Annotated in this window: 26 protein-coding genes and 1 tRNA gene; 16 read left to right on the forward strand and 11 right to left on the reverse strand. The window is 67.7% G+C overall.

The annotated features are described in order from the left end of the window. Window positions 1-45: 45 nt before the first annotated feature. Entirely contained in the window at window positions 46-588 is a 543-nt protein-coding gene (locus ACYVI5_RS08570; RefSeq protein WP_460579834.1) for a hypothetical protein, read from the reverse strand. Between the two features lie 121 nt (window positions 589-709). Between ACYVI5_RS08570 and ACYVI5_RS08575 the strand changes: the two genes are divergently transcribed. Both ACYVI5_RS08575 and ACYVI5_RS08580 read left to right on the forward strand, forming a co-directional pair. Continuing rightward, window positions 710-1519, forward strand: coding sequence for a thymidylate synthase (locus ACYVI5_RS08575; protein WP_460579835.1), 810 nt, complete (start codon window positions 710-712; stop codon window positions 1517-1519). After that, window positions 1516-2007 carry a dihydrofolate reductase gene (locus ACYVI5_RS08580; protein WP_460529463.1) on the forward strand — a complete coding sequence of 164 codons (492 nt, stop codon included), beginning with the start codon at window positions 1516-1518 and terminating at the stop codon, window positions 2005-2007. The genes ACYVI5_RS08575 and ACYVI5_RS08580 overlap by 4 nt, the downstream gene beginning before the upstream one ends. Before the next feature lie 37 nt (window positions 2008-2044). Here the strand turns inward: ACYVI5_RS08580 and ACYVI5_RS08585 are convergent, their stop codons facing one another. Beyond that, window positions 2045-2686, reverse strand: a complete 642-nt coding sequence (locus tag ACYVI5_RS08585) for a hypothetical protein (RefSeq protein WP_460579836.1) — start codon at window positions 2684-2686, stop codon at window positions 2045-2047. Between ACYVI5_RS08585 and ACYVI5_RS08590 the strand changes: the two genes are divergently transcribed. Further along, a complete protein-coding gene (locus ACYVI5_RS08590) occupies window positions 2670-3677 on the forward strand; it encodes a M23 family metallopeptidase (RefSeq protein WP_460579837.1) in 1008 nt (335 codons plus the stop codon). The two genes, ACYVI5_RS08585 and ACYVI5_RS08590, sit on opposite strands and share 17 nt — an antisense overlap. On the opposite strand, the gene ACYVI5_RS08595 is transcribed toward ACYVI5_RS08590, so the two are convergent. From ACYVI5_RS08595 to ACYVI5_RS08610, 4 genes are all read right to left on the reverse strand, one after another. Next, complete coding sequence (locus ACYVI5_RS08595; protein ID WP_460579838.1) at window positions 3661-4140, reverse strand: GNAT family N-acetyltransferase; 480 nt, start codon at window positions 4138-4140, stop codon at window positions 3661-3663. The genes ACYVI5_RS08590 and ACYVI5_RS08595 overlap by 17 nt on opposite strands. A gap of 26 nt (window positions 4141-4166) precedes the next feature. After that, on the reverse strand, window positions 4167-4649 hold the full coding sequence (locus tag ACYVI5_RS08600) for a hypothetical protein (RefSeq protein WP_460579839.1): 483 nt from the start codon (window positions 4647-4649) through the stop codon (window positions 4167-4169). A 122-nt stretch (window positions 4650-4771) separates the two neighbouring features. Next, window positions 4772-4844: transfer RNA gene (locus tag ACYVI5_RS08605), tRNA-Val, on the reverse strand. 44 nt (window positions 4845-4888) lie between these two features. Then, a complete protein-coding gene (locus tag ACYVI5_RS08610) occupies window positions 4889-5869 on the reverse strand; it encodes a zinc-dependent alcohol dehydrogenase family protein (RefSeq protein ID WP_460579840.1) in 981 nt (326 codons plus the stop codon). An 88-nt stretch (window positions 5870-5957) separates the two neighbouring features. Between ACYVI5_RS08610 and ACYVI5_RS08615 the strand changes: the two genes are divergently transcribed. Continuing rightward, window positions 5958-6335, forward strand: a complete 378-nt coding sequence (locus ACYVI5_RS08615) for a winged helix-turn-helix transcriptional regulator (protein WP_460579841.1) — start codon at window positions 5958-5960, stop codon at window positions 6333-6335. 33 nt (window positions 6336-6368) lie between these two features. Here ACYVI5_RS08615 and ACYVI5_RS08620 read toward each other — a convergent pair whose 3' ends face one another. Then, window positions 6369-6836: a peroxiredoxin gene (locus tag ACYVI5_RS08620; RefSeq protein WP_460530494.1), complete on the reverse strand. Its 468-nt coding sequence runs from the start codon at window positions 6834-6836 to the stop codon at window positions 6369-6371. A 196-nt stretch (window positions 6837-7032) separates the two neighbouring features. On the opposite strand from ACYVI5_RS08620, the gene aceE reads away from it, so the two are divergent. From aceE to ACYVI5_RS08650, 6 genes are all read left to right on the forward strand, one after another. Next, window positions 7033-9759, forward strand: coding sequence for a pyruvate dehydrogenase (acetyl-transferring), homodimeric type (gene aceE, locus ACYVI5_RS08625; RefSeq protein WP_460579842.1), 2727 nt, complete (start codon window positions 7033-7035; stop codon window positions 9757-9759). A 9-nt stretch (window positions 9760-9768) separates the two neighbouring features. Beyond that, the gene (locus ACYVI5_RS08630; protein WP_460529487.1) at window positions 9769-10971 is read left to right on the forward strand and encodes a PucR family transcriptional regulator; all 1203 of its coding nucleotides are present in this window, start codon (window positions 9769-9771) and stop codon (window positions 10969-10971) included. An 87-nt stretch (window positions 10972-11058) separates the two neighbouring features. Beyond that, on the forward strand, window positions 11059-11985 hold the full coding sequence (locus ACYVI5_RS08635) for an ACP S-malonyltransferase (protein ID WP_460579843.1): 927 nt from the start codon (window positions 11059-11061) through the stop codon (window positions 11983-11985). A gap of 4 nt (window positions 11986-11989) precedes the next feature. Then, window positions 11990-12994: a beta-ketoacyl-ACP synthase III gene (locus ACYVI5_RS08640; RefSeq protein WP_460579844.1), complete on the forward strand. Its 1005-nt coding sequence runs from the start codon at window positions 11990-11992 to the stop codon at window positions 12992-12994. 55 nt (window positions 12995-13049) lie between these two features. Continuing rightward, window positions 13050-13298: an acyl carrier protein gene (locus ACYVI5_RS08645; RefSeq protein ID WP_460518922.1), complete on the forward strand. Its 249-nt coding sequence runs from the start codon at window positions 13050-13052 to the stop codon at window positions 13296-13298. A 100-nt stretch (window positions 13299-13398) separates the two neighbouring features. Then, a complete protein-coding gene (locus tag ACYVI5_RS08650; protein ID WP_460529496.1) occupies window positions 13399-14640 on the forward strand; it encodes a beta-ketoacyl-[acyl-carrier-protein] synthase family protein in 1242 nt (413 codons plus the stop codon). A gap of 22 nt (window positions 14641-14662) precedes the next feature. Here the strand turns inward: ACYVI5_RS08650 and ACYVI5_RS08655 are convergent, their stop codons facing one another. Further along, complete coding sequence (locus ACYVI5_RS08655; protein WP_460579845.1) at window positions 14663-15166, reverse strand: DUF3145 domain-containing protein; 504 nt, start codon at window positions 15164-15166, stop codon at window positions 14663-14665. 220 nt (window positions 15167-15386) lie between these two features. On the opposite strand from ACYVI5_RS08655, the gene ACYVI5_RS08660 reads away from it, so the two are divergent. From ACYVI5_RS08660 to ACYVI5_RS08685, 6 genes are all read left to right on the forward strand, one after another. After that, a complete protein-coding gene (locus ACYVI5_RS08660; protein ID WP_460579846.1) occupies window positions 15387-16052 on the forward strand; it encodes a PadR family transcriptional regulator in 666 nt (221 codons plus the stop codon). Continuing rightward, window positions 16049-16549, forward strand: coding sequence for a metallophosphoesterase family protein (locus ACYVI5_RS08665; RefSeq protein WP_460579847.1), 501 nt, complete (start codon window positions 16049-16051; stop codon window positions 16547-16549). The genes ACYVI5_RS08660 and ACYVI5_RS08665 overlap by 4 nt, the downstream gene beginning before the upstream one ends. A 79-nt stretch (window positions 16550-16628) precedes the next feature. Beyond that, window positions 16629-17186 (forward strand): ArsR/SmtB family transcription factor, encoded by a 558-nt coding sequence (locus ACYVI5_RS08670; RefSeq protein WP_460579848.1) that lies wholly within the window; start codon window positions 16629-16631, stop codon window positions 17184-17186. Further along, a complete protein-coding gene (locus ACYVI5_RS08675; protein ID WP_460579849.1) occupies window positions 17183-18502 on the forward strand; it encodes an MFS transporter in 1320 nt (439 codons plus the stop codon). Before ACYVI5_RS08670 ends, ACYVI5_RS08675 begins: the two co-directional genes overlap by 4 nt. A 58-nt stretch (window positions 18503-18560) precedes the next feature. Continuing rightward, on the forward strand, window positions 18561-18926 hold the full coding sequence (locus ACYVI5_RS08680; protein WP_460579850.1) for a YciI family protein: 366 nt from the start codon (window positions 18561-18563) through the stop codon (window positions 18924-18926). 10 nt (window positions 18927-18936) lie between these two features. Next, the gene (locus tag ACYVI5_RS08685; protein ID WP_460529517.1) at window positions 18937-20211 is read left to right on the forward strand and encodes an RNA polymerase sigma factor; all 1275 of its coding nucleotides are present in this window, start codon (window positions 18937-18939) and stop codon (window positions 20209-20211) included. Between the two features lie 51 nt (window positions 20212-20262). Here ACYVI5_RS08685 and ACYVI5_RS08690 read toward each other — a convergent pair whose 3' ends face one another. The 3 genes from ACYVI5_RS08690 to ACYVI5_RS08700 form a co-directional block, all read right to left on the reverse strand. Continuing rightward, on the reverse strand, window positions 20263-21108 hold the full coding sequence (locus tag ACYVI5_RS08690) for a DUF1684 domain-containing protein (protein WP_460579851.1): 846 nt from the start codon (window positions 21106-21108) through the stop codon (window positions 20263-20265). A 99-nt stretch (window positions 21109-21207) separates the two neighbouring features. Beyond that, window positions 21208-22908, reverse strand: coding sequence for a bifunctional 3'-5' exonuclease/DNA polymerase (locus tag ACYVI5_RS08695; protein ID WP_460579852.1), 1701 nt, complete (start codon window positions 22906-22908; stop codon window positions 21208-21210). Beyond that, complete coding sequence (locus ACYVI5_RS08700) at window positions 22908-25454, reverse strand: bifunctional lysylphosphatidylglycerol flippase/synthetase MprF (protein WP_460579853.1); 2547 nt, start codon at window positions 25452-25454, stop codon at window positions 22908-22910. Before ACYVI5_RS08700 ends, ACYVI5_RS08695 begins: the two co-directional genes overlap by 1 nt. Window positions 25455-25876: the final 422 nt, after the last annotated feature.

Below are 25876 nucleotides of genomic sequence, written 5' to 3' on the forward strand. Positions count from 1 at the left end.
ACGAGCATGGGATGCGCCCGATGGGCATCCCGTCTCGCACAGGGCTCAGTGCCAGAGCAGCCATGAGGCGGTGCCGACTCCGCCGGCGACCAGCACCGAGGCTCCGGCCGCGAACCAGAGCCAGAGTCGAGGCCTCCTCCCCGCGGGCCGCTGCTCGACGACCAACTGTGCGGTGCTCTGTGGTGAAGTGCTCTGCGGCTCAGCGCTCCTCTGGCCCGGCTCAGCCGCAGGCGTTTGCCGCCCTGCGAGCAGTTCTTCGAGTCGCTCGATGGCGGCGAGAGTGTCTCCCGATTCGGCCTGCGCCGCTATCTCGCGCTCTGCATCGGTACGCGGCTCGTATGCCGGCTCCGGCGGCCGAACCGGCAGGAAGAGCGACTGCGGACGGATGATCGGCAACGACGCCGTGAGCAGCGAAACCTCGTTCTCCAGCGCGCCGGCGAGCTCGTCATCGTCGTGCACTTCGGATGCCGCACCCCTGCCCTCATTGGCAGCCGCATCATGCTCCGACGGGCGAGGGACGAACGTGGTACGCCGTCGCGGAGGCTCGGCAAGCTCGACGCCTTCCGGCTCCCCCGCGTCGGTCCCCATAGCGCGAGTCTATTGTTCCGGGCCCCCCGCACACCCCGCGTTCTCCACACCGCTCGCATGCGGGCAGTCAGGCGGCGAGGCATCCACCTGCGGCGGGCCGACGACGTACGATCTTCGTATCATGGACGCGGCGATCCCCACTCCCTACGAAGACCTGCTCCGCGACGTTCTCGAGCACGGAACGCACAAGTCGGACCGTACCGGCACCGGCACTCGCAGCGTCTTCGGACGCCAACTCCGGTTCGACCTGGCGGAGGGCTTCCCGCTGATCACCACGAAGCGGGTGCACTTCAGATCCATCGCGTACGAGCTGCTCTGGTTCCTGCGCGGCGACTCGAACGTGCGCTGGCTCCAGGAGCACGGCGTCACCATCTGGGACGAGTGGGCGGATGCCGACGGCGACCTCGGCCCGGTGTACGGCGTTCAGTGGCGGTCGTGGCCGGCTCCCGACGGGCGCCACCTCGATCAGATCTCCGCGGTGCTCGAGACCCTTCGCAGCGATCCGGATTCGCGTCGGATGATCGTGTCGGCCTGGAACGTCGCGGAGATCCCGAACATGGCCCTCGCGCCGTGCCACGCCCTGTTCCAGTTCTACGTCGCCGACGGCAAGCTCTCCTGCCAGCTGTATCAGCGCAGCGCGGACCTCTTCCTCGGGGTTCCGTTCAACATCGCGAGCTATGCGCTGCTCACCCACCTCGTGGCCGATCAGGTCGGACTCGACGTCGGAGAATTCGTCTGGACCGGCGGCGACTGCCACATCTACGACAACCACATCGAGCAGGTCACGGAGCAGTTGTCCCGCGAGCCGTTCCCGGCACCTCGGCTGGCGATCACCAGGCATCCAGACAGCATCTTCGACTACCGGTTCGAGGACTTCGAGGCGATCGGATACCAGCACCACCCCGCCATTCGCGCGGCCGTGGCCGTATGACGATCGCACTGATCTGGGCGCAGGCGCACTCCGGCGTGATCGGTGCGGGAGGCGGCATCCCGTGGCGAGTGCCGGAGGACAGCAGGCGATTCCGAGCGCTGACGATGAGCGGCGACGTCGTCATGGGCCGCAAGACCTGGGACTCGCTGCCACCACGTTTCCGCCCGCTGCCCGGGAGGCGCAACATCGTCATAACCCGTGACGCGAACTGGTCGGCCGTCGGCGCCGAACGTGCAGGCTCGGTCGACGAGGCGCTCGGGATGCTCACGGGCGACGGCTGGGTGACCGGCGGCGGCGAGATCTACTCCGAGTCGATCGGGCGCGCCGATCGTCTCGAGGTGACGGAGATCGACGCCGAACTCGACGGTGACACCCGCGCACCAGTCATCGGAGACGAGTGGATGCTCACCCGCGCCGAACCGGAGAGCGGCTGGGCGACATCCGAATCGGGACTTCGCTACCGCTTCCTCACCTACGTGCGGCGCTGAACACGGTTGCTGCAGACCCTGCAGCAACCGCTGATGTTCAGTGCTGTCGGTACGCCGAGCGGCCGAGCTGGAACGCCGCTGCGAGGCCGAGAATCAGCCCGACGATGCCGACGGTGCCGATGAATCCCCAGAGCAGCGCTTCGATCATGTCGTCCATTATCCCAGAAAGCACGGCACACCGTTGCCGCTCTTCGGCAGGAGTGCGAGACTCGGAAACGGGTCGGGCGCTCCCCGGCACGGTGGCATGCATGGATCGCGAGAACATGACTGAAACGTCGGCGGCGAAGTCGGCGCGTCGTGCGAGCTTTCGGCGGGCCGCGGTTCTCTTCGCAGTGCTCCTGACGGCGTCGGCCGCCGGCATCGGTGCTGCTCCCGCCGACGATTGCGTCAGCGGATGCTCGACCGGCACACCCACTCCGACGCCTGACCCCGGTACCGGCACGCCGACCCCGACGAGCACCCCGACGAGCACCCCGACGACCCCGCCTCCCACGACGCCTCCGCCGACCGCACCGCCCCCTACGACGCCGCCCCCCACGACGCCTCCGCCGACCACGCCACCTCCGTCGACTCCGCCCGGCGACGGTTCGACGAGCGACACGCCATCCTCCACTCCGACCACCGACGGTGACAGCACGCCTGCCGCAGTCGATGGTTCCGGTTTGAGCGACGACGCCATGCAGAAGCTCCAAGCGGCGATCGACAAGGCGCAGGCCGCGCTCGATTCCGCCCAGTCCCTGCTCGACTCGGCCACATCCGAGTACGACGCAACGAAGACCGCATACGCGAACGCGAAGAACCTCGCGACCTCGGCGGACGCCATCGCGAAGTCCGCCCAGAGCGCCGCCAAGGCGGCAGTGGCCAAGCTCATGGTGGCGCTGCAGCAGACGCACGCTGATCAGACCACGACCACGATCGGCGCCATATTCGGCGGTGAGGCCGCCGGTGGGAACGCCGACCTATTGCAGCGTCTCACCGCCGCGAGTCAACTGGGCAGCATGCACGGTTCGCTCGACACTCTGACCAAGCGTGCGGAGTCGACAGCCAAGCATGCCAATGCGATGAAGGCGGCCGCGGCGAAAGCGGATGCCACGCTCGCGTCGATCCCCCTGGCGCAGAAGCGAGCAGCGCAGAAGGCGGCGCAATCCACGGTCGATGCCGCGCAGGCATCCCTCGACGCGGCCACCGAAGCCATGATTGCTGGGTCGAGCAACGGCGCCGATGGCGACTTCATCGACACCTTCACGCTCGCGCCCGGTACCTGGGTCGACCCGGTGAAAGGCCCGATCACGGATGTCTTCGGTCCAAGGCCGTCTCGGCCGGCCGACACCCCGGTCTTCCACCCGGGCGTAGACATCGGTGCGGCGTGCATGAGTGTGATCGTTGCGGCCGCGGACGGCACCGTGAGCTACGCAGGCCCTTACAGCGGCTATGGCAACTTCATCCTGATCGACCACGGCGATGGGGTGCAGACGGCTTACGGACACATCTCCGATGGAACGATCATGGTGGCACCGGGCGACCAGGTCACCGCCGGGCAACCGATCGCGCGGGTCGGCAGCACGGGCGAATCGACGGGGTGTCATCTGCACATCGAGGTGCGGGTGAACGGCACCGCGATCGATCCCATGCCGTTCTTCGCCGATCGTGGCGTCACGCTCGGGCAGTAGGTTCGGGTACGCGTTCACCGCGCAGGTCGAGAACGACATCGGTGTAGTCGACGCCTGAGACAACATGGTGGCGGCCGGGCACCGGATGCATGCCTCTTGCCATGTAGAAGCCGAGGCTTCGATCGCGCGACTCGGCCCACAACGTCGCCGCGTGCCGGGAGCGAAGACGCTCGAGCAGAGCGCCGAATATCGCCGTGCCCACGCCGCAGCCTTGCATGGCCGTTGCCACCGCCATCTGCCGTAACCGCCATGCGGGCATGGGAGCGGTGAACATCGGAGCGGCAGGCGTCGCGCTCGCGACGCCGATGATCGCGCCGCTGTCGTCGGTCACCGCCAGATGGAATGCGCCGGGAACGTCGTCTTCCGGCAGGTGAAGGTCGAGGTCCGTGCGGTCGCTGCGCAACAGCTCCGCACGGAGTGGATACGTCTCGGCAGCCGCGACCTCGAACACATCCCAGCCCATAGCGGCAATTGTGGACCCAAGGTCACTCAGACTCCGATGGCACCCTCTCCGATGGCACCCTCTCTGATCGCACGGAGCACTGTGAGCAATGGACGGAGCGCTTCTAGCTCCTGCGTGTCGGCACGATCGGCTGCCTCGACCACCTCGCCATGAGTGAGAGTTCGTGAGCCGATGACCGCAACGGGCACCTCCGACCAGATGTGGCTCTCGGCCACCTCCCGATCCGGGCCGGGTGAATCAGGGCGTGACGGCTTGGGAGCGGGGTCGCCCGAGAGCACCAGACCGATCCGTGTCGCGGCGAGCACGTCGATCACTTGGCTGACTGTGAGCATCGGCGGCAACAGGATTCGATCCCCCGGCCGATAGCCTTCGTGAAGGTAGCGCTCGGCCCTCACGATGGAGCGCCGGTTCAGCTCTGTGACGGTGAGGTGGTGCCGGAGTACCTGCACGACGGCATCGGGCGATGCCTCCGCAGCTGCGTCGAGGATGTACGGGATCGCCAGACTCACCGCTACCCCTCTCGCTCGATTCGTGGTCACAACGGCCCGCGGCGCCCCAACTCGATCGTGAACGTCACCCGTGGGACTGAGCGTCCAGCAGAGAATCCAGGGTTCACTGGAACCGCGTCGGGTGGGCCCTGCCGGGATCGAACCGACGACATCCACGGTGTAAACGTGGCGCTCTACCAACTGAGCTAAAGGCCCGCGGGCTGAGTCTAGCGAGCGAGAACGCCGGAGCGGGACAGTGGCTAGATCATGACGACGACCTTGCCGGTGCGGATGCCCTTCTCGAACCGTCGGTGAGCCTCAACGATGTCGTCGAAGGCGAACAGGTCACCGACCGCCGGCAGCAGTGTTCCCAGCCGCACACCGGCGTCGAGGAAAGCCGCCATGCGTCCGACGACGGCGAGATCCAGAAGGTAGTCGAAGCCGCGGTAGTCGATGACAGTGATCGCGGAGTCGGCGGGACGCGGGGTGGGGCGCGGATCGAGGAACCCTGCAGCGACAAGCTTTCCGCCTGGCCAGGTCGCGTTCAGCAGGTCTCGCTGACCCGGTCCCCTGACGAGATCGAGGGTCACATCGGCGCCGGTCCCACCTGTTCCATGGCGCACCGCATCGACGAGGTCCGCCGTCTCGGTGGCGATGACGGTGGCGGCACCGGCGGCGAGCAGTTCAGCGGTCTTCGCCGGGTTCCGCGTCACGGCAATGGGTGTCGCTCCGATCTGGCCCGCGATCTGCATGGCCGCGCGGCCGACACCACCGGACGCCCCTGAGATGAGGAGGCGTTCGCCCGGCCGCAGTCCGGCGACCTCCATGAGCGCGCCGTAGGCAGTGGAGTACGCGACCCAGATAGCTGCTACCTGAGGGATCTCCAGTCCGGCCGGGCGGGCTATGACCGACCCGGCTGGAAGGGTGATGTATTCCGCGTAGCTGCCTCGCACGGCGGCATCGGGGATGGCGGCGACGATAACCGGGTCACCGACTTCGAGCCCGGTGACCGCGGACCCGACCGAGTCGATGACCCCCGTGCCTTCGATGCCGAGGCGAGCGTGCGGCAACGGGACCGGAGCCGGCGAGGTGCCGGAACGCATCATCACATCGAGCGGATTGACGGCGAACGCCTCGATCCGAACCGTGACCTCCCCCGCCGCGGGTTGCACTGTCGGTGTCTCCACGATGTGCAACACCTCTGGTCCACCGAACCGATCGAACTCGACGACTCGTGACATGGTGCTCCTCTCTGCATCGGATGCGGGTTACGCACTCCGCTTCACCACGCTAGAGAGCCGCGTGTTACCTCGAAGTACCTTTGACCTCATGCAGAACGCTGCTGGACCGGTCTTTCTGGCGGACTGTCCCACCCGCCTGGCGATCGAGATCATCTCCGACAAGTGGGCGGTGCTCGTTCTGTTCGGGCTCAGCCAGAAGCCTCGCCGGCACGGGGAACTCGTCGAACTCATCGGAGGCATCTCGCGCAAGATGCTCACGCAGACGCTGCGTCGGCTCGGGGAATTCGGCCTTGTCGAACGACTCGATCAGAAGCCGGGTCGCGCCGAGTACCGGCTCACGGATCTCGGCAAGACCCTTATCGATCCCATCGAAGGCCTGACCGCCTGGGCACGAGATCACGGCGACGCTGTGGTCTCCTTCCGGGAGGCCGTGCAAGCGTATGCCTCCGACCGGCGGGTCTCTTAGCAGGGTGCGGCTGCGACGAGCGGACGGGCGGCGTCAGGCCGCCTTCAGCTCCTCGAGCGCGATGCGGTACGCCGCGAGCGTGCGCGCCTCTCCGGGAGCGGTGATGAAGCTCTCGCGGATGATGCCCGCCGAGTCGATGAGGAACGTCGCGCGGTTGGCGAAACCCTTGTCTTCCAGGAAGACGCCGTACTGCTTCGCCGTGTCGCCGTGCGGCCAGAAGTCGCTGAGCAGGGTGAACCGGTATCCCTCGTGCTCGGCCCAGGCGCGCAGCGTGAACTTGGAATCGACGGAGATCCCGATCAACTCGACACCTCCCGCGCGGAACAGCTCGAGGTTGTCCCTCAACTCACAGAGCTCGCCGGTGCAGGTGCCGGAGAAGGCCAGCGGGAAGAAGACGAGAGCGACAGCACTCCTGCCGCGGAAATCGCTGAGCCGAACGTGCTCGCCGAACTGGTTGGGCAGTTCGAAATCGGGCGCCTGGGTGTCGTTCTCCAGAGCCACCGTCTCTCCTCTCGCACCGGCGAAGGTCGTCGTCGTCATCCGTGTGCACGCGACGAGCGCGCACGGTACGACAGCATAGACCGCGGGCCACCGCGCGGCGCCTGCCACGCTATCCTTGCGTACGGCGCGCCGACTGTCGTAACCCGACAGCGCTGGGCGCAGCCCACGATCGATCCACACAAAGAAAGAGGTCGCGGTGACTGTCAACGACCAGGACCCGTATTCGGTGAACTACATCGACTCGGACCCTGAGGAGACCGCCGAATGGCAGGAGTCCCTCGACGCGCTCGTGGCGGCGGAGGGTCGGCAGCGCGCTCGCGAGATCATGCTGAACCTGCTGAAGCGGTCGAAGGAGCTCCACCTCGGCGTGCCGATGGTTCCGACGACGGACTACATCAACACGATCGCACCAGAGAACGAGCCCCACTTCCCCGGCGACGAGGACATCGAACGCCGTTACCGGGCATGGATCCGCTGGAACGCGGCCATCCTCGTGCACCGTGCGCAGCGTCCTGGAATAGCCGTCGGCGGTCACATCTCCACCTACGCATCCAGCGCAGCGCTCTACGAGGTGGGCTTCAACCACTTCTTCCGCGGCCAGGACCACCCGGGCGGCGGCGACCAGATCTTCATCCAGGGCCACGCATCGCCCGGCACCTATGCACGCGCATTTCTCGAGGGCCGGCTCACGGCCGACCAGCTCGACGGCTTCCGTCAAGAGAAGTCGCATGCGCCGAACGGCCTCTCGTCGTATCCGCACCCACGGTTGATGCCGGAGTTCTGGCAGTTCCCGACCGTCTCCATGGGCCTCGGCCCGATCAACGCGATCTACCAAGCGCAGGTCAACAAGTACCTGACGAACCGCGGCATCAAGGATGCCTCCGACCAGCACGTCTGGGCCTTCCTCGGCGACGGCGAGATGGACGAGGTGGAGAGCCGCGGCCAGCTCCAGGTGGCTGCGAACGAGGGCCTCGACAACCTCACATTCGTCATCAACGCGAACCTGCAGCGCCTGGACGGGCCGGTGCGCGGCAACGGCAAGATCATCCAGGAGCTGGAGAGCTTCTTCCGCGGTGCCGGCTGGAATGTGATCAAGGTCATCTGGGGCCGGGAGTGGGATGCGCTGCTCGCGCGCGACACCGAGGGCGCCCTGCTGAACGTCATGAACACGACGCCGGACGGCGATTACCAGACCTACAAGGCGGAGAACGGCGCGTACGTGCGCGAACAGTTCTTCGGCAAGGACCCGCGCGCCCTCGAACTCGTCAAGGACTACACCGACGAGCAGATCTGGAACCTCAAGCGCGGCGGCCACGACTACCGCAAGGTGTATGCGGCGTTCCAGGCGGCGCTGGAGCACAAGGGCCAGCCAACGGTCATCATCGCCAAGACCATCAAGGGTTACGGCCTCGGTCCGCACTTCGAGGGCCGCAATGCGACCCACCAGATGAAGAAGATGACGCTGGAGGACCTGAAGAAGTTCCGCGACTCCATGCACATCCCGATCACGGATGAGCAGCTCGCCGAGAACCCGTACCTCCCGCCGTACTACAACCCTGGCGAGAACGACGAGGCCATCCAGTACCTGCTCGAGCGTCGTCGCGCGCTCGGCGGATTCATTCCGGAGCGCCGCACCAAATACACGCAGATCCCGCTGCCCGACGACAACGCGTACGCGATCTCGAAGAAGGGGTCGGGAACGCAAGAGGTCGCCACGACGATGGCGTTCGTGCGTCTGCTGAAGGACCTGCTGCGGGCGAAGGACTTCGGGCACCGCATCGTGCCGATCATCCCCGACGAAGCCCGCACGTTCGGCATCGACGCGTTCTTCCCGAACGCGAAGATCTACAACCCCAACGGGCAGCACTACACGTCCGTGGACCGCGAGCTTCTTCTGTCGTACAAGGAGAGCGCACAGGGCCAGATCCTCCACGTCGGGATCAACGAGGCCGGTGCGATGGCCGCGTTCACGAACGTGGGTACCTCGTACTCCACGCACGGCGAGCCGCTGATCCCGATCTACGTGTTCTACTCGATGTTCGGCTTTCAGCGCACGGGTGACGCCATGTGGGCGGCCGGCGACCAGATGGCCAGAGGCTTCATCATGGGCGCGACCGCTGGACGCACCACGCTCACGGGCGAGGGTCTGCAGCACGCCGACGGCCACTCTCCGATGCTGGCCGCCACGAATCCCGCAGTGGTCTCGTACGACCCGGCATACGGATACGAGATCGGGCACATCGTGCGCAGTGGCATCGAGCGCATGTACGGCGGCAATCACCCCGACCCGAACGTCATGTACTACCTCACCGTGTACAACGAGCCGATGGTGCAGCCGGCGGAGCCGGAGAACCTCGACGTCGAAGGCGTTGTTCGCGGCATCTACAAGCTGAGCAGCGCCGAGGGCGACGGTCCGCGCGCACAGCTGCTGGCATCCGGTGTCGCGGTGCCGTGGGCGCTGGAGGCGCAGAAGCTGCTGGCAGACGACTGGGGTGTGCGCGCGGATGTCTGGAGCGTGACGAGCTGGAACGAGTTGCGTCGCGACGGGCTCGCCGCCGATGAGCACAACTTCCTTCACCCCGACGAGGAGAAGCGGGTCCCCTACGTGACGACCAAGCTCGCCGACGCGCAGGGGCCGTTCATCGCCACCACCGACTACGCGCACTCGGTGCCAGACCAGATCCGCGCGTATGTGCCCGGCGAGTTCGCGACGCTGGGCGCCGACGACTTCGGATTCTCGGACACCAGGGCAGCCGCGCGGCGCTTCTTCAAGATCGACGGACCGTCGATGGTGGTGCGAACTCTCGAGCTGCTCGCCGCACGCGGTGAGGTCGACCCGTCGGTGCCTGCCCAGGCGATCGAGCGCTACCGGCTCTACGACGTCAATGCGGGCACCACCGGAGTCGCCGGCGGCGAGAGCTAGGCGACGCGCGTGGCGAAGCCGAGGAGCAAAGAGGAGACACTCGCCTGGCTGCGCAAGATCTCGGGTGAGCTCGCGACGGCGACGCTGAAGCGACTCGATGACACACTGCCCTGGTACAGCGAGATGCCGCCGGGGCGGCGGTCCGCCGTCGGGCTCGTGGCGCAGGCGGGCATCACGTCGTTCATCTCGTGGTTCGACGATCCGCGTTCGACGCCGTGGATCGCCGCTGACGTGTTCGGGGCGGCGCCGCGCGAGCTGCTGCGGTCGGTCTCGCTGCAGCAGACCCTGCAGCTCATCCGGGTCGTCGTCGAGGTGGTCGAGGACCGCGTGCGAACGAGCGGCAACGAGGAGCTCGGCGAGGCGATCCTGCTCTACTCCCGGGAGATCGCGTTCGCCGCGGCGGATGTCTACGCCCGGGCAGCGGAGGCGCGTGGGCTGTGGGATGCGCGCCTCGAGGCCCTCGTCGTCGACTCGATCCTCACCGGTGAATATGACGACGAGCTGCCCAGCCGGATCGCCGCGCTCGGCTGGCACGGCCACGGCGAGGTCAGCGTGCTGGTCGGAACGGCACCGAAGCAGCTCGACGTGGACCAGCTGCGGCGCATTGCACGGCACATGAGCGCCGACGTGCTGATCGGCGTGCAGGGTTCCCGTCTCGTGCTCGTGATCGGGCGGGCGCAGCCGAGGGCGAGCGAATCCGAGGAGGTCGGCCCTTCGAACTCGATCGGCTTCATGGAGATAGCACGGCAGCTGGAGCCGCAGTTCGGCCCGGGGCATCTCGTGCTCGGTCACGAGGTGCCGGGGCTGGTGGATGCCTCCAAGAGTGCGCGCGCCGCATTGGCCGGTTTCGCGGTGGCCAAGGGCTGGCGTAACTGTCCACGGCCGGTGCACGCCAACGACCTGCTTCCAGAGCGCGCGTTCGCCGGGGATCCGCTGGCCAGGAGCACGCTCGTGAACCGCATCTACCGCCCGCTGCAGGCGCACTCCCCCGAACTTCTGAACACGTTGTGGAGCTACCTCGACAACGGCCGGTCGCTGGAGGCGACCGCGCGGGAGCTGTTCGTGCATCCGAACACGGTGCGCTATCGACTCAAGCGGGTCACGGATGTCATCGGCTGGGACGCGACGGGCGCGCGCGAGGCGCTCATCCTGCAGGCGGCGCTCATCGTGGGATCGATCAATGAACCGGATGCGCCCATCAGGCGGCGCTGACGTGCTGTACGACACCGACAAACGATTCCGCCCGAGTTCATGGAAGACCGACACGGGCGGCCCTCTCAGGATTGGCAGACTAGAACAGTGATTGTCGTCGCCTGCCCTGGACAGGGCTCGCAAACCCCCGGATTCCTCGCGCCTTGGCTGGAGGACTCCGCTTCGCGTGACCTCGTCGCGCGCTTCTCGGAGGTCGCGGGGGTCGATCTGGTGAAGCACGGCACCGAGTCCGATGCCGAGACGATCCGCGACACCGCTCTTGCTCAGCCCCTCATCGTGGCGGCCAGTCTGCTCGCCCTGCGCGCGCTCCGCGCCGCAGCACCCGATGCTGTGATCGGCGGCATTGCCGGCCACTCGGTGGGCGAGGCCGCAGCCGCCGCCGGTGCGGGCATCCTCTCCGAGGAAGATGCGCTGCGGTTCGTGCGCGCCCGCGCATTGCTCATGGCCGATGCGGCCGCCGCGGCCCCCACCGGTATGAGCGCGGTGCTGGGCGGTGACCCGGATGCCGTCGTCGAGTACGTCTCCGGGTTCGGCCTCGAACCGGCCAACTACAACGGCGGCGGTCAGATCGTGGTGGCAGGAGACCTGGACGCGCTCGCGCGGCTCGGCGAGGAGCCACTGCGCGGAACGCGGGTCGTGCCGCTTCAGGTCGCAGGCGCCTTCCACACCCGCTACATGCAGCCGGCACGCGACGGGCTGGCGAAGGAGGCCGCGGACTTCACCGCACACGACCCGGCACTGACCATCTGGACGAACCGCGACGGCTCGGTCGTCGGCTCCGGAACCGAGTTCCTCGAATTGATGGTGGGGCAGGTCGCGTCTCCGGTGCGCTGGGACCTGTGCATGGCATCCTTCGAGCAGGCAGGCATCACCGGGCTGATCGAGTTGACCCCGGGCGGCGCACTCACCGGCCTCGCCAGGCGTGGGCTGAAGGGCGTGCCCGCCGTCGCCATCAAGACTCCGGACGACCTCCCCGCTGCCCTGGAGCTGCTCGACGGCGGAAGCGACGCCTGACCCGATGAGTGCACCCCGTCTCCGTCAGTCGACCGGCGCCCAGTACACGCGCATCCTCGCGTTCGGTGCCGCACGCGGCAGCATGGTCGTACCGAACGACGACCTCGTCGGCCCGATCAACTCGTCCGACGAGTGGATCAGGCAGCGCACCGGGATCATCACGCGGACCAGGGCCCCGCGCGACGTGCTGGCGATCGACCTCGCGACGGAGGCTGCGCGTGAGGCGATCGAGAAGTCCGGCGTCGCGGCCGCCGAGATCGACCTCGTACTCATCGCCACGATCAGCAACGTTCAGCAGACCCCTTCGATGTCTGCCGTCGTCGCAGAACGCGTCGGCGCGAACCCCGCCGCGGCCTACGACGTGAACGCGGCGTGCGCCGGCTACGCCTACGCGATCGCACAGGCCGATGCGCTGGTCCGAGCCGGAGCCGGACACTACGCACTCGTGATCGGGGCTGAGAAGCTCTCCGACATCGTGGATCCGGCCGACCGCAGCATCTCGTTCCTGCTCGGCGACGGCGCCGGTGCCGCAGTGATCGGGCCGAGCGATGTGCCCGGCATCGCGCCCACCGTGTGGGGCTCGGACGGTTCGCGGGCGGATGCCGTGGGCATGGACCACACGCTGGTCGAGTTCCGCGACGGTGAGGCATCGTGGCCCACACTGTGGCAGGACGGCCCTTCCGTGTTCCGCTGGGCGGTGTGGGAGATGGCCAAGGTCGCCAGACGTGCGCTGGAGGCGGCCGGGATCACGTCCTCCGACCTAGGAGCATTCGTTCCCCACCAGGCCAACATGCGCATCATCGACGAGTTCGCGAAGCAGCTGAAGCTGCCAGAATCCGTCGTGATCGCGCGTGACATCGAGACGACCGGCAACACGTCGGCCGCCTCGATTCCGCTGGCGGCCCACCGGCTGCTGGCGGAGCATCCGGAACTGAGCGGCACGCTCGCTCTGCAAATCGGCTTCGGCGCGGGCCTCGTGTTCGGCGCCCAGGTCGTCTTGCTGCCCTGAACAGCCCACCTAGACTGTTCTGCTGTCACCCGACATCCCAAGGAGAAACGAAGAAATGGCACTTTCCCGCGAAGAGGTCCTGGCCGGCCTGGCCGAGCTCATCAACGACGAGACCGGCATCGCGACCGACACGGTCGAGCTGGACAAGTCCTTCACCGACGACCTCGACATCGACTCGATCTCGATGATGACGATCGTGGTCAACGCCGAGGACAAGTTCGACGTCAAGATCCCCGACGAAGAGGTCAAGAACCTCAAGACCGTCGGCGATGCCGTCGACTTCATCGTCAACGCCCAGGCCTGATCATCCGTCGGCGCGGCGGTACTCGCCGCGCCGACGTCACGTTACGTTCCATTCACCATCAAACGGCGCTTGTCGTGCGTTGCGAGGCTGAAGAAAACTCATGACCAAGAAGATCGTCGTCACCGGCATCGGTGCCAGTTCCCCCTTGGGCGGCACCGCCGTCGAAAGCTGGAGCGCACTGCTGGCGGGCGAGTCCGGAACGCACACGCTCGGCTACGACTGGGTCGCGAAGTACGAGTTGCCGATCACGTTCGCCGCGGAGGCGAAGGTGAGGCCGGAGACCGTGCTGGAGCGTCCCGTGGCCAAGCGTCTCGACCCGGCGTCGCAGTTCGCGCTCGTTTCGGCGAAGGAGGCGTGGGCCGACGCCGGAGCGCCGGATGTCGACCCGGACCGTCTCGGGGTGGACTACGCGACCGGGATCGGCGGCGTATGGACGTTGCTGGATGCCTGGGACACGCTCCGGGAGCGCGGTCCGCGGCGGGTCATGCCGCTGACCGTTCCGATGCTGATGCCGAACGCTCCCGCCGCCGCCGTCTCCATGCACTTCGAGGGCCGCGCGTTCGCGCGCACGACGGCATCCGCCTGCGCCTCCAGCACCGAGTCGATCGTCAACGCCTACGAGCACCTGCAGCTCGACCTTGCCGACGTGGTGATCGCGGGCGGTACCGAGTCAGCGATCCACCCGATCACGATGGCGGCGTTCGCGTCGGCTCAGGCGATGTCGAAGCGCAACGACGACCCTGAGCACGCGTCCCGGCCGTACAGCATCGACCGCGATGGCTTCGTTATGGGCGAAGGCGCAGCGAGCCTCGTTCTGGAGACCGAGGAGCACGCTCTGGCGCGTGGCGCCCGCATCTACGCGGAGCTGGCCGGCGGGGGCGTGAGCGCGGACGCCTACCACATCACGGCGAACGACCCTGAGGGCAAGGGCGCCAGGCGCGCGCTTCTTGCCGCGCTCGAGCGGGCAGAGGCCACTCCGGATCAGGTGACCCACATCAACGCGCATGCGACGAGCACGCCGGTGGGCGACATCGCCGAGTACGTCGCACTGCGGTCCGTGTTCGGCGACCGCGTCGATGAGATCCCCACGTCGGCGACCAAGGCATCCACGGGACACCTTCTGGGTGGCACTGGGGCGCTGGAGGCGTTGTTCACCGTGCTCGCCCTGCGCGACCGCGTGGCGCCCCCGACCATCAACATCACGGAGCAGGACCCGGAGATCCCGCTGTCGGTCTCCGGCGAGCCGCAGCCGCTCGGCGATGGGCCGCAACTGGCCGTGTCGAACTCGTTCGGGTTCGGTGGGCACAACGCTGTCGTCGCGTTCCGCAGCCACGAACACTGACGCGGCCGGGTTCGCGGCCGCGTCAGCCGACCTTGTGCAGCCAGATGACAGGTGCGTCGTCGCTGGCGTGCCGGAACGGCTCTAGCTCGTCGTCCCACGCCTGACCCAGGGCGAGTCTCAGCTCGTGCTGCAGGTCGTGGGCGCTCGAGCCGGCGAGTTCCATCGCGTAGCGCACGCGATCCTCGGGGATCACGGTGTTGCCTGCGGTGTCGGTCTGAGCGTGGAAGATGCCGAGAGAGGGCGTGTGGATCCATCGCCCGCCGTCGGCGCCGAGGCCGGCATCTTCCGTCACCTCGAATCGGAGGTGCTGCCAGCCGAGCAGGCCGGACGCGATGCGCGCCGCGGTGCCGCGTTCGCCCTCCCAGTAGAACTCAGTGCGCAATGCACCGGGCAGCACGGGCTGTTCCTGCCACTGGAAGTTGACCGGACGTTCGAGGGCACGACCGACCGACCATTCCAGGTGGGGGCAGAGCGCACGAGGAGAGGAGTGCACGTAGAGCACCCCTCTGGCCTTTATTGACGCCATGGTGTCCTCCGTTCGATGTGGTGCGTCTTCCCCTACGACCACAGAACGATGAACACTGACCGATGCATTATCCCCCGGTGAGCGGCGGAATCACAAGAGCGTGATTCGTGGGTCGCGGATCCCGGCGGGGTTCCGCGGCGCGTCGCATTGCTCGCAAACACATTCCAGGTATATCAATACCGCGTATGCATTCAGTCACCACTCATCGGAGGGAGCGCCGTTGTCCGTTCGCCAGAGCCTTCTCGCCATTCTCGATCAGGGGCCGTGCTACGGCTACCAGCTGCGGGCCGAGTTCGATCGGAGAACCGGGGCGACGTGGTCGCTGAACGTCGGCCAGATCTACAACACGCTGGACCGGCTGGAACGCGACGGACTCGCCCGCAGGGCCGGTGCCGATGAGCAGGGCCACGTCTTCTACGAGATCACGAGCGCCGGCAGTGCGGCCGTCTCGAACTGGCTGTCCTCGCCCGTCGCCCGGGATTCCGGCACCGCTCGCGACGAACTGGCGATCAAGCTGGCCCTCGCGGCAACGCTGCCGGGCGTCGAAGCGTCCGACGTCGTAGCACCGCAGCGGGTGGCGACGCAGCAGGCTCTCGGGCGGCTGGCAGCGGCACGCGAGGCGGCGTCGTCGCCGTCGAATCCCGAACAGCTCGCCGAGCTGCTCGTGCTCGATTCCCGCGTCGCTTCCGCCGAGGCAGAGCTGCGATGGCTAGAGCAGGTGGAATTCCGCCTGCAAAGCGCCAGGAAGGCCGGAATCGCCGATGGCATGCCGTTGGCAACGGATGCACCCAAGCGCGGGCGTCCCGCTGCGAAGGCGGCGACGGGCATCCTGATAGACGGTGCTCATCCGGCAGGCGATGTCGTTACGGAGTTCGATCTGACATGACGCGTCTCGTACTGCTCTCCGACACCCACATCCCGAAGCGGGCGAGAGATCTTCCGGCGAACCTCTGGCGGGAGATCGAGTCAGCGGATCTCGTCATCCACGCCGGCGATTGGGTCGACCTCGAGACCCTAGATACCCTGGAACGACGTTCTCGCAGTGTGCTCGCGGTGTACGGCAACAACGATGGGCCCGAGTTGCAGGCACGCCTGCCCGAGGTCGCACGCAAGACGGTGGACGGCGTGCGGATCGCCGTCGTTCACGAGACCGGCCCCGCCTCGAACCGGGAGCGTCGCATGGACGCCGCATTCGGTCACACAAACCTGCTCGTGTTCGGTCACAGCCACATTCCGTGGGACACCGTGACTCCTGAAGGCATGCGCCTGCTCAACCCCGGCTCGCCCACAGATCGGCGGCGCCAGCCGGTCGGCACATTCATGACGGTGGACATTGACGGCACGGAGGTCCGCGACGTGCGCCTCGCCGCCGTCTCGGCTTGAGCATCCGGAGTTCTGAAAGAGCATTGCAGGTCTGACCGCGGTCGCCTACTCTGAAATGGTCTTTCAGAACGGAGTGCCCATGGATGAGAAGAGGATCGCACTCGACGACCCGCGCACTCTCGAGGCCCTCGCTCATCCGGTGCGGCTCGATCTGCTAGGCCACCTGATGAACGAAGGGCCGGCCACCGCATCGCAGTGTGCGCGCGCGATCGGCGACAACCCGTCGAACTGCAGCTACCACCTGCGAGTGCTGGCCGGGCTCGGGCTGGTCCAGGACGACCCGTCCGCCGACGGTCGTGAACGCCGGTGGCGGGCCACGATCACCGGCTTCACCACGAACCCGCATTCGGCGGGATCGGAGGAGCTGTTCGCCGCATCGGTGCAAGCCGACTACCAGGCCGCGCGGCAGTATCTGCGCGAACGTGCGCGGCTCGACGAGGCTTGGCGTGAAGCGGACGCCCACGCACACTACGGCCTGCGGGTGACGCCGGACGAGCTGGCTGAGATAGTGAGCCGCATCGACGCCATCGTGCGCCCCTATATCGCCGCCGTTCGCACGGACGCGCCGGCCGAAGCGGGGACTGTGAACCTCTCGCTGCTGGCGCTTCCGCGCGTCAGGCACCGCGAACGCCCATGAGCTCGGATCTGCGCTCCCCCGCGTTCGTACGGGTGCTGCTCGCGGGATTCGTGTCGGACACCGGCGACTGGATGCTCTTCGTCGCCCTCCCCCTCGTGGTCTACCGGCTGACGGGCTCCGCTTTGGGCACCTCGGTCGCGTTCGTGCTCGAACTGGTGCCGATCGTGCTGCTCGCCCCGTTGACGGCACGGCTAGTCGGACGATTCGACCGCAGGCGCCTGCTGGTCGTCGTTTCCCTCGTGCAGGCGGCCGCCGTGGCTCCGCTGCTGTTCGTACGGAGTGCTGAGCAGATCCCGGTGCTGTATGCGGTGATCGTGCTGCAGGCATCCTGCTCTGCGATCTTCGAGCCGGCGAAAGACTCGTGGATGCCCGATCTCGTCTCCGCCGACCGTCTGGTGGGCGCCAACGCGCTCATCGGGCTCGCACAGAACGTCGGGCGCCTGGTCGGCGGACCGTTGGGCGGCGCGCTGCTCGCGTTCGGGAGGATGGACGTGATCGTCGCAGCAGACGTCGCGAGCTTCATACTCGCGGCCGTGCTGTTGTGGAGCGCGCCGCGCGACCGGGTCCGTCGGGCGATGGATGCCACCGTCGGCGGTGGGGCTCACATTCCAGCTCCGGGCGCCCTGGCGACACCGAATGGCACGGCGCCCGTGCGCGTCGGGGTGTTCCCTGCACTGCGGCAGCGTGGGATGTGTGCGACCTACGTCTCCGCCGGTCTCGCTGCGATGGCGCAGGGCCTGTTCCTGGTGCTGTTCGTGCTGTTCGTCACCGACAGCCTGAACGGCACCGATGCCGAGGTCGGGCTCTTGCGCGGCATCCAGGCGGTCGGCTCGATCGCCGCGGGAGCGGCACTGGGCCTCTTCTCCGTCGCGGCCCGGCCGCAAAGGCTCGCCGTGATCGGCGCAATCACATTCGGCATCATCTCGTTGACGGTGTGGAACCTGCCGGCGATCAGCACAGCGACCTGGCCCTACGTCGTCTTGTTCATGCTCGTCGGCGCGCCCGGCGTGCTGCTCGCCACCGGGTACATCAGCCTCATCCAGACCACGGCCGCTGACCGCGGATCGGCGTTCGCTGCATACGGGCTGGTGAGCGCGATCGGTCAGGGCATCGGCCTGCTCGCCGCGGGTGTGCTGCAGCCGATGACCGGGCTGCTTCCGCTACTGGAGGCGCAGGGCGCGCTCTATCTGCTGGCGGGCGTCGTCTTGATCACGCGGCGCGCTGGGAATCGCACGATCCAGCTGTGGAAGCGCGAGCCGAATCCGGGCAGCGGCACTCGTGAAGTCGAAACCGGCGGCATCCGTTCGACGTCATGACGAGTGCTGATGTATGCGCGAAGGTCGCGACGTTGACGCACGAGGCAGGGATGCGGGAATGAAGTACATGCTGATGTTGCGGGCGTCCGCACGGGACGACGGCGACTCTGGGGCCGAGCCGGCACGAAAGGCCATGGCGGCTTACGACGAGCAGCTCATCAGGGCCGGCGTTCTGCTGGCGGGTGAACGCCTCGATCTGGATGCAGGCGCGCGCGTCTCGTGCGACGGCGAACGACGCTACGTCAGCGACGCGCAGGATTCCGAGCCACCGATCGCGATGTGGATGCTGCAGGTCGCGTCGCGCGACGAGGCCGTCGAATGGGCCAGACGGTGCCCGGCGACCGACGGATGCATCGAAGTGCGAGGAATCGTGGAACGATCCGAAACAGACGTGCGAAGCGACGCGATCGCGAATGCGCGATGAAGGAGGCACGGTGGCATCGGACGAGGTGACGACGGACACGGCGACGGTCGCCCGGGAGATCGAGACGGTGTGGCGCCTGGAGGCGGCCAAGGTGGTCGCGACGCTGGCAAGAATGGTGGGCGATCTCGGCCGGGCCGAGGATCTCGCCCAGGACGCGTTGGTGGAGGCGATGCAGTCGTGGCCACGCACGGGCATCCCGCGCAATCCCGCCGCCTGGCTCACGTCGGTGGCCAAGCGACGCGCAATCGACGCGTGGCGGCGTGACGAGCGTGCAGCCGAGAAGTACGCGATGATCGCGGCTGCCGAGGCGGGCGACGAAGAGGCCGTCGAGCCGGACGAGACCCGCATCGACGACGACCTGCTGCGCCTGGTGTTCGTCTGCTGTCACCCCGTGCTGCCCGCGTCCTCGCGGGTCGCGCTGGCACTACGCGTGCTCTGCGGGCTCACGACAGAGGAGATCGCTCACGCCTACCTCGTGCCGCCGGCCACGATCGGGCAGCGCATCACGCGGGCGAAACGAGCGCTCGCGGCGGCGAACGTGCCGTTCGAGGTGCCGGATCGCGACGAGTTCGACGAGCGGCTCGGATCGGTGCTCGAGGTCGTCTACCTCGTGTTCAACGAGGGCTACGCGGCGACGTTCGGCGACGAATGGATGCGTCCCACTCTGGCCGAGGAGGCGATGCGGCTCGGTCGTGTGCTCGCCGAACTGGTGCCGGACCGAGCAGAGGCTCACGCGCTCGTCGCGCTGATGGAGCTGCACGCGTCCCGGTTCGCAGCCCGTCGTGCTTCGGACGGCGCGGCCGTGCCCTTGACGTCGCAGGACCGCACCGCGTGGGACCGGCTGCTGATCGCTCACGGCCTCGCCGCGCTGCGGCGGGCGGATGCGCTCGGCGGTCCGCGCGGCCCGTACGCACTGCAGGCCGCGATCGCCGCGTGCCACGCCACCGCGCCCACTGCCGACGACACCGACTGGCCACAGATCGCCGGACTCTACGACGCGCTCGTGGAGCGGATGCCGTCACCCGTCGTCGGACTGAATCGCGCCGTCGCAGTGGGCATGGCGTACGGCCCGCAGGCGGGCCTGGACGCGCTCGAGCCGCTCAGCTCGGAGAAGTCGCTGTCCAGGTACGCGCTGCTGCCTGCCGTGCGCGGCGATCTCCTGGAGCGGCTCGGGCGGCTCTCCGAAGCACGCAGAGCATTCTTGAGCGCGGCGTCCCTGACCGCGAACGAACGTGAGCGCGACGAGCTGCTGCGCAGGGCGAGCGAGGCCGATCCTCTCGGTTGACCGCGGGCACCCGCTGCCGGCGTCCGTCAGCCGCGAGCGCTCCCAGCCCGATCAGAATTCGTGCAGCAGGGAGCCGTCCTTCTTCAGCACGTTCTTCTCCCCCGCCTCGATGCGCACGGCGAACCGGTTCTGCTTCGGCGGCATCGGGCAGTTGAACGCGTAGCTGAAGGCGCACGGCGGCAGGATGGCCCGGTTGAAGTCGAGAGTGATCGTGCCGTCCGGGTTCGGCGCGACGAACAGGAACCGGCCGACGGAGTACGTGTCGTCGCCGCTCGTGGCATCCGAGAAGACCAGCTGGAGGGCGCGGCCCGCCTTGAACGCGGCGAGGTTGTAATCGGCGCCGTCTTTGCTGAACGTGATCTCGCCGGGGATCGCCAGCTCGCGGGTGGCTCCCTCGTCTTTCAGGTGCTCGAAGCCGACGGACAAGCCCTCGACCGGGGTGAACGTCGCCTGGATGACCCACTCCGGGTTGTACGGGAAGACGTCGATCGAGCCGAACTCCTGGATGCCCTCGGACCGGATGTCCCACACCCGGAGCGCGTACTCGCGTGCTTCGTTGCCGATGACGGTTCCCGTGACCGTGTCGCTGAAGGCAATCGTGCTCGGATCGTCGGTGTCCTTGCCGCGAACGATCGCCTCACCGTCGACCGTTTTGCCGTCGACGACGACCCCGTCTGCCGCGGTCGCCGTCACCTTGAGCCCTGACTCGCCAGCGGGCAGCGGCGACCAGAGACCCGCGGCGCCCCACACCGGCTGGGGTGCGGCATCCGTGATCCACTGCGTGTTCACGAGAGCGAGATTGCCGTTCGGCTGCACCACCGAGTACTCCCTGCGCTCGTGGAAGTTCTTCAGGAGCTGGGCGGGATCGGTCGTGGATGCTGCGGCGGTGTCGGTCATGAATCCATCCTCTGCTATCGACTGCGTTCGTGTATTGCGACTCGTCGGTGCTCTTGCTGCGCTAGGGACTGCAACGCGTGGAGACGGCCGGATATTGCGTCACTTCGCCTGGTCGTAACTGTCCACCACGGCGACGCTGAGCGGGAACTCGACCGGGAAATCGCCGAACAAGAGACGCCCGGCCGCTCGCGCCGAATCCCGGACGGCGGTGGCGGCCTGCTCAGCAAAGGCTGCGGGAGCGTGCACCACCACCTCGTCGTGCAGGAAATAGACGAGGTGAGGGCTGCGGTCGAACGGGGGCGCCGCACGAGAAGGCACATCGCCGACGACCTCGACGAGCCGGTTGCGCAGCTCGGCCATCCAGCACAGCGCCCACTCCGCAGCGGTGCCCTGCACGACGAAGTTGCGGGTGAAGCGACCCCAGTCGCGCGCGCGGGAGCGCGCACGGCGCTCCTGGTCGGCCGTCGCACCGGGGAGCGACGCGGCGCGCTGGCCCGCGAACCACTCCTCCGAAGGCAGAGGGGATGTGCGGCCGAGCAGGGTGCTCACCCGTTCGCCGCGCTCTCCGGCGGCTGCCGCTTCGGCGACCAGCGATACCGCCTGCGGATAGGCTCGCGCGAGTCGCGGCAGAACTCGCGCGCCGTCACCGGTCGTGCCGCCGTACATGGCCGCCAGCATGCCGACCTTGGCATGCTGCCTGCTGTCGACGACGCCGGATGCGACGAGGCCGTCGTAGAGGTCGCGCCCGCGCCCTGCGGCCGCCATCCGTTCGTCATGGGCGAGCCCGGCGAGGATGCGCGGCTCGAGCTGGGCGGCATCCGCGACGACGAGCTTCCAGCCCGGGTCCGCGACCACTGCGCCGCGCACCTGCTTCGGCAGCTGCAGGGCACCGCCCCCGCTGGTCGCCCAGCGCCCGGTCACCACGCCACCGGGCAGGTAGTCGGGACGGAAGCGCCCGTCGTGCACCCAGGCATCCAGCCATGCCCAGCCGTTCGCGGCGTACAGCCTGGAGAGCTTCTTGTACTCCAGCAGCGCGGGCATGGCAGGATGCTCGACCTCGCGCAGCTCCCAGGCTCGTGTGCTGGATGCGTTGATGCCGGCCCGTTGCAGTGCCTTCACCAGCTCACCGGGCGAGTCCGGGTTGAGCAGCGGGGCATCCAACCCGGTACGGATCTGCGCGACCAGTTCCTCCATGCGCTCGGGGCGCCCGCCGAGCCGGTCGCGGGGACCGAGCAGCTCGGTGAGCAGACGCTCGTGCACGTCGGCACGCCATGGAAGGCCGGCGTGCCGGAGCTCCGCGGCGACGAGCGAGCCGGCGGACTCGGCGGCCAGAAGAAGACGTATGCGGGATGCCGTGGGTCGATCGTCGATGGATGCGACGGCGCCCAGCTGGGCCCGCAGCTCTTCCACCTCATCCGTCTGAGTTTCGCTGGGGGCGGGGTCGTCGAGGCGGAAGAGCGCGTCGTCGGTTGCGGCCTCCGGTGCCGGTATGTGCCCGGGCCACGGCGGGGGCGCGTCGTGCAGCGCCGTGTGGGCGACTGCGGCTGCGCCCCGCAGGATCGTGCCGCACAGGGCAAGGTCGACGCATCGAGCCACCCGGATGCCTTCGGCGAGAAGTCGCGGGTACCACGAGCGCGTGCTGTTCCAGGCCCAGCGCGGCTGGGCCGACTCCGTGCGCCGCAGGTACTCCGGCCACTCGGCGGCGGCCAGTCTCGAGGTGGCGCCCTCCGCGCCGTCGGCGTCCATCTCGGTGACAGCGGTGCCGTCGGCAGTGCGACGTGCGACGAGATAGGAGGCCATCAGCGCGCTGCAGCGGGTTCGCTGCGCTGGCGTCCGAGCAGAGCCATGGCGTCGCGCACGGTAAGGCCTGGCAGATAGGCCCGGAGCAGGGCGAGGCCGATCGCAGGCAGCGCTACCGGGTCGGGGTAGGCAAGGATGAGCGGCCGGAGCTCCGGCTGGAACTTGCGCTTGAACGACAGGAGCGAGCGGAAGCCGTACATCGCCTCCAGAGAGGAGGCGAGCATTGTGAGCACGGCTTCCACCGCACTGTCGGGTGCGTCCGCGGTCGTCGTCCGCGCAAGAGGCGCAGCGGAGAGGCTGAGGTAGTCCATGCCGTCCTCGCGCGCACGTTCGGCGGCGCCGGCGATCACGTACTCCATCACGCCGTTCGGCCCGTCGATGCGACGCCGCATGAAGTCAAGCGTCAAGCCGTGCACCCGGCCATCGCGATAGCCGGGCATCCAGCTCGTCACCGCCTGAATGACGCCATCACCGTCCCTGGCCAGTAGGAGTGCGACGTCGCGATCGTGCAGTTCGTCGAGTCCGCCGAGCGTGAAGCCCATCTCGGGGAGCTCCTTCTGAGCGACCCATTGCTCGGAGAGGTCCGCGACCTGCCGCGTCGTCTCCCGCGACAGGTCGACGTGCCTCGTCCACTCCAGCGTGTAGCCGTCGCGTTTCGCCCGGTTGATGGCCGTGCGGATGTCCTGCCACTTCTTACCGGTCGTGCTCCAGGACTGCGGCGCGATCACGGCCTCCTCTGCCACGACGAGACGATCCCAGCCGATCGAGGCGAAATGGGCATCCCACTCCCCCGCATCAACGCTGTAGAACGCAGGCGTCCAACCTCGGTCGTCGCAGTAGCGTGCGAACCCGGCCATGGCATCCGCCACGCGACCCGGATCGCCGAACGCCGCTCCGATCGTGATCGCCACGCCCCCGACGACCCGGTAGCCGACGGCAGTGCGCCCCTCCGGTCCGAACCAGTACGAGGTGTACGGCCAGGTCGTCATGAACGACAGGTGGTCGCCACCGTACTGTTTGAGGATGCGCCTGGCCCGGTAAGCATCGTGAACCGACGACGCCGGACGGGCGAGCAGCGGAGGTATCGCGGCACCGATCGCGATGAGCCAGAACAGCGGCCCGACGCCGTGGTACAGGATGCGACCGGCCAGAGACGACGGCAGGAAGTCCGGTATCTCCCGGTGCAGGAACGCGACGGGTATGAAGCGCTCGACCGCGTCGAGCAGCAGATCGGCGATGCTGATCGGCCGGTCGAAGGCGATCGTGCGCAACGCCCAGCCGAGTCCCACGTACAGCATGATCAGTGCGCCGACGCTCACCACCACGATGGTGAGATAGCGTACGATCGAGCGTCTCGTCGGCACGACGGTGAAGCTTCGCCGAGTGGCGAACAGCAGTACCGCCGTCACTATCGGGGCGACCACCGTCGCGCCGAGGGTCGCGACCACGCCCCAGGAACCGTGATCCGGCAGACGCTGAACGCCGGGGATGCCGATGCGGGGCAGGAAACCGAGGTAGTACGCGGCGCAGAACGCGAGCAGCGCGTTCATCGCGATGCCGAGTCCGACGGCGAAGCGGCGACCCCTGGCGAGGCCCCAGGTCACAAGAACGAGCATGAGCAGGGGCAGCACGCTCAACACGATCGGGCCGAACGAGCCGATGCGTTCCAGCGTGATCGCGTGCACGCAGGAGCGGCTCACCGCGTATACCGTGCACGCGCGCAGCCCTTGCGGGTCGGAGGACGAGCCGTTGTCGAGCAGCAGTGCGAGCGGTGCGAGCAGGCCATGCGGATGCATCGACAACGCCGCAATGATCGGCCCGATCGCTCCGGTGGCAACGACCGACGCCATCAGCACGCGCACCTCGTGGTGGGAGCTCCACCCCCACTTGCGCGACCTGCCGGACGGGTTCAGGACCAGTCCCAGCGCGTATCCGATCAGCACCGCCAGCGCGCGATAAATGTCGACCGGGCCGCCACGGTAGAGCAGGAACATCAGCACGATCACGGTTGCGAGCACTCGGATGCGTCGCCTGGTGCGCACCGACGCGAACGCACTCGCCGTCATGACGGCGCCGGCCGCACCTGTCAGGGGGTCGAGCACGAGTGTGTCGAGAACGCCTTCGTTGAACATGCCGCCTGCCGAACCGATCACGGTCTGCACGGTGGCGCCGAGCACGTCGGCTGCGACGGCGGTGGCGAAGAACGCGAACACCGTGCGCCAGGTTCCCATGCGGCGTTCGCTGATCGCCAGGGCGATTCCGCCGAGCACCAGGGCGAACGCGAGGGCCACGTAGTCGGTGGCGATGATCAGCGAGGTGACAGGGCTCCACCAGTGGCCCCACAACCCGAGCGGGTCGAAGCCGGTGGCGAGCATCCGTCGAATCGGAGCACGCACACCGGAGGGGGTGCTCACGATGATGGTGACGACCGTGACGACCACCAGGTAGGCGATGGTGAACGGCACGGTGGAGGCACCGTCGAGTGCTCCGCGTAGCAGTCGTGAACCCGACGATCCGGTGCGTGTTTCAGTGCGTGAAGCTGTCATCCGACCGCCCACCCTAGGGCATGCGAGCGACACGGCGACGGCCGACATGGGCACGACCTGAACGGAGACGACGGCGGACGTCGGATGCCCATGTGTCGCCTCCGCTCCGGCATGCTTGTCGGCCGGACTCGATTCTTCCCCGCGTATCTGACTGCCCGGCACTACTGAGCGGCGTATTCAGAAATGTGACAGCAGCCGCACATGTCGCGGACGGCCATCACACGAACTGGATGCCCAGCGTGTGCGGTCTCACAGGTTGAGCCGGCGCCATGCAGCCGGCGCATGGCCCGTTCATCGGTACCAGTAGGGCGGACGGGACTTGAACCCGTGACCGGCGGATTATGAGTCCGATGCTCTAGTCAGGGCTACGGAGACACGGGTGAGGACTCCAAGAACCGCGGAATTCCGGGGATTTTGAGTCT

It is taken from the genome of Humibacter ginsengisoli (genome assembly GCF_054780095.1).

Coding starts and splice junctions, on each gene's coding strand:
- ACYVI5_RS08570 (WP_460579834.1), bottom strand. CDS start 588: ATGGGGACCGACGCGGGGGAGCCGGAAGGCGTCGAGCTTGCCGAGCCT.
- ACYVI5_RS08575 (WP_460579835.1), top strand. CDS start 710: ATGGACGCGGCGATCCCCACTCCCTACGAAGACCTGCTCCGCGACGTT.
- ACYVI5_RS08580 (WP_460529463.1), top strand. CDS start 1,516: ATGACGATCGCACTGATCTGGGCGCAGGCGCACTCCGGCGTGATCGGT.
- ACYVI5_RS08585 (WP_460579836.1), bottom strand. CDS start 2,686: ATGGCGTCGTCGCTCAAACCGGAACCATCGACTGCGGCAGGCGTGCTG.
- ACYVI5_RS08595 (WP_460579838.1), bottom strand. CDS start 4,140: ATGGGCTGGGATGTGTTCGAGGTCGCGGCTGCCGAGACGTATCCACTC.
- ACYVI5_RS08610 (WP_460579840.1), bottom strand. CDS start 5,869: ATGTCACGAGTCGTCGAGTTCGATCGGTTCGGTGGACCAGAGGTGTTG.
- ACYVI5_RS08615 (WP_460579841.1), top strand. CDS start 5,958: ATGCAGAACGCTGCTGGACCGGTCTTTCTGGCGGACTGTCCCACCCGC.
- ACYVI5_RS08640 (WP_460579844.1), top strand. CDS start 11,990: ATGAGTGCACCCCGTCTCCGTCAGTCGACCGGCGCCCAGTACACGCGC.
- ACYVI5_RS08645 (WP_460518922.1), top strand. CDS start 13,050: ATGGCACTTTCCCGCGAAGAGGTCCTGGCCGGCCTGGCCGAGCTCATC.
- ACYVI5_RS08650 (WP_460529496.1), top strand. CDS start 13,399: ATGACCAAGAAGATCGTCGTCACCGGCATCGGTGCCAGTTCCCCCTTG.
- ACYVI5_RS08655 (WP_460579845.1), bottom strand. CDS start 15,166: ATGGCGTCAATAAAGGCCAGAGGGGTGCTCTACGTGCACTCCTCTCCT.
- ACYVI5_RS08665 (WP_460579847.1), top strand. CDS start 16,049: ATGACGCGTCTCGTACTGCTCTCCGACACCCACATCCCGAAGCGGGCG.
- ACYVI5_RS08670 (WP_460579848.1), top strand. CDS start 16,629: ATGGATGAGAAGAGGATCGCACTCGACGACCCGCGCACTCTCGAGGCC.
- ACYVI5_RS08675 (WP_460579849.1), top strand. CDS start 17,183: ATGAGCTCGGATCTGCGCTCCCCCGCGTTCGTACGGGTGCTGCTCGCG.
- ACYVI5_RS08680 (WP_460579850.1), top strand. CDS start 18,561: ATGAAGTACATGCTGATGTTGCGGGCGTCCGCACGGGACGACGGCGAC.
- ACYVI5_RS08690 (WP_460579851.1), bottom strand. CDS start 21,108: ATGACCGACACCGCCGCAGCATCCACGACCGATCCCGCCCAGCTCCTG.
- ACYVI5_RS08695 (WP_460579852.1), bottom strand. CDS start 22,908: ATGGCCTCCTATCTCGTCGCACGTCGCACTGCCGACGGCACCGCTGTC.
- ACYVI5_RS08700 (WP_460579853.1), bottom strand. CDS start 25,454: ATGACAGCTTCACGCACTGAAACACGCACCGGATCGTCGGGTTCACGA.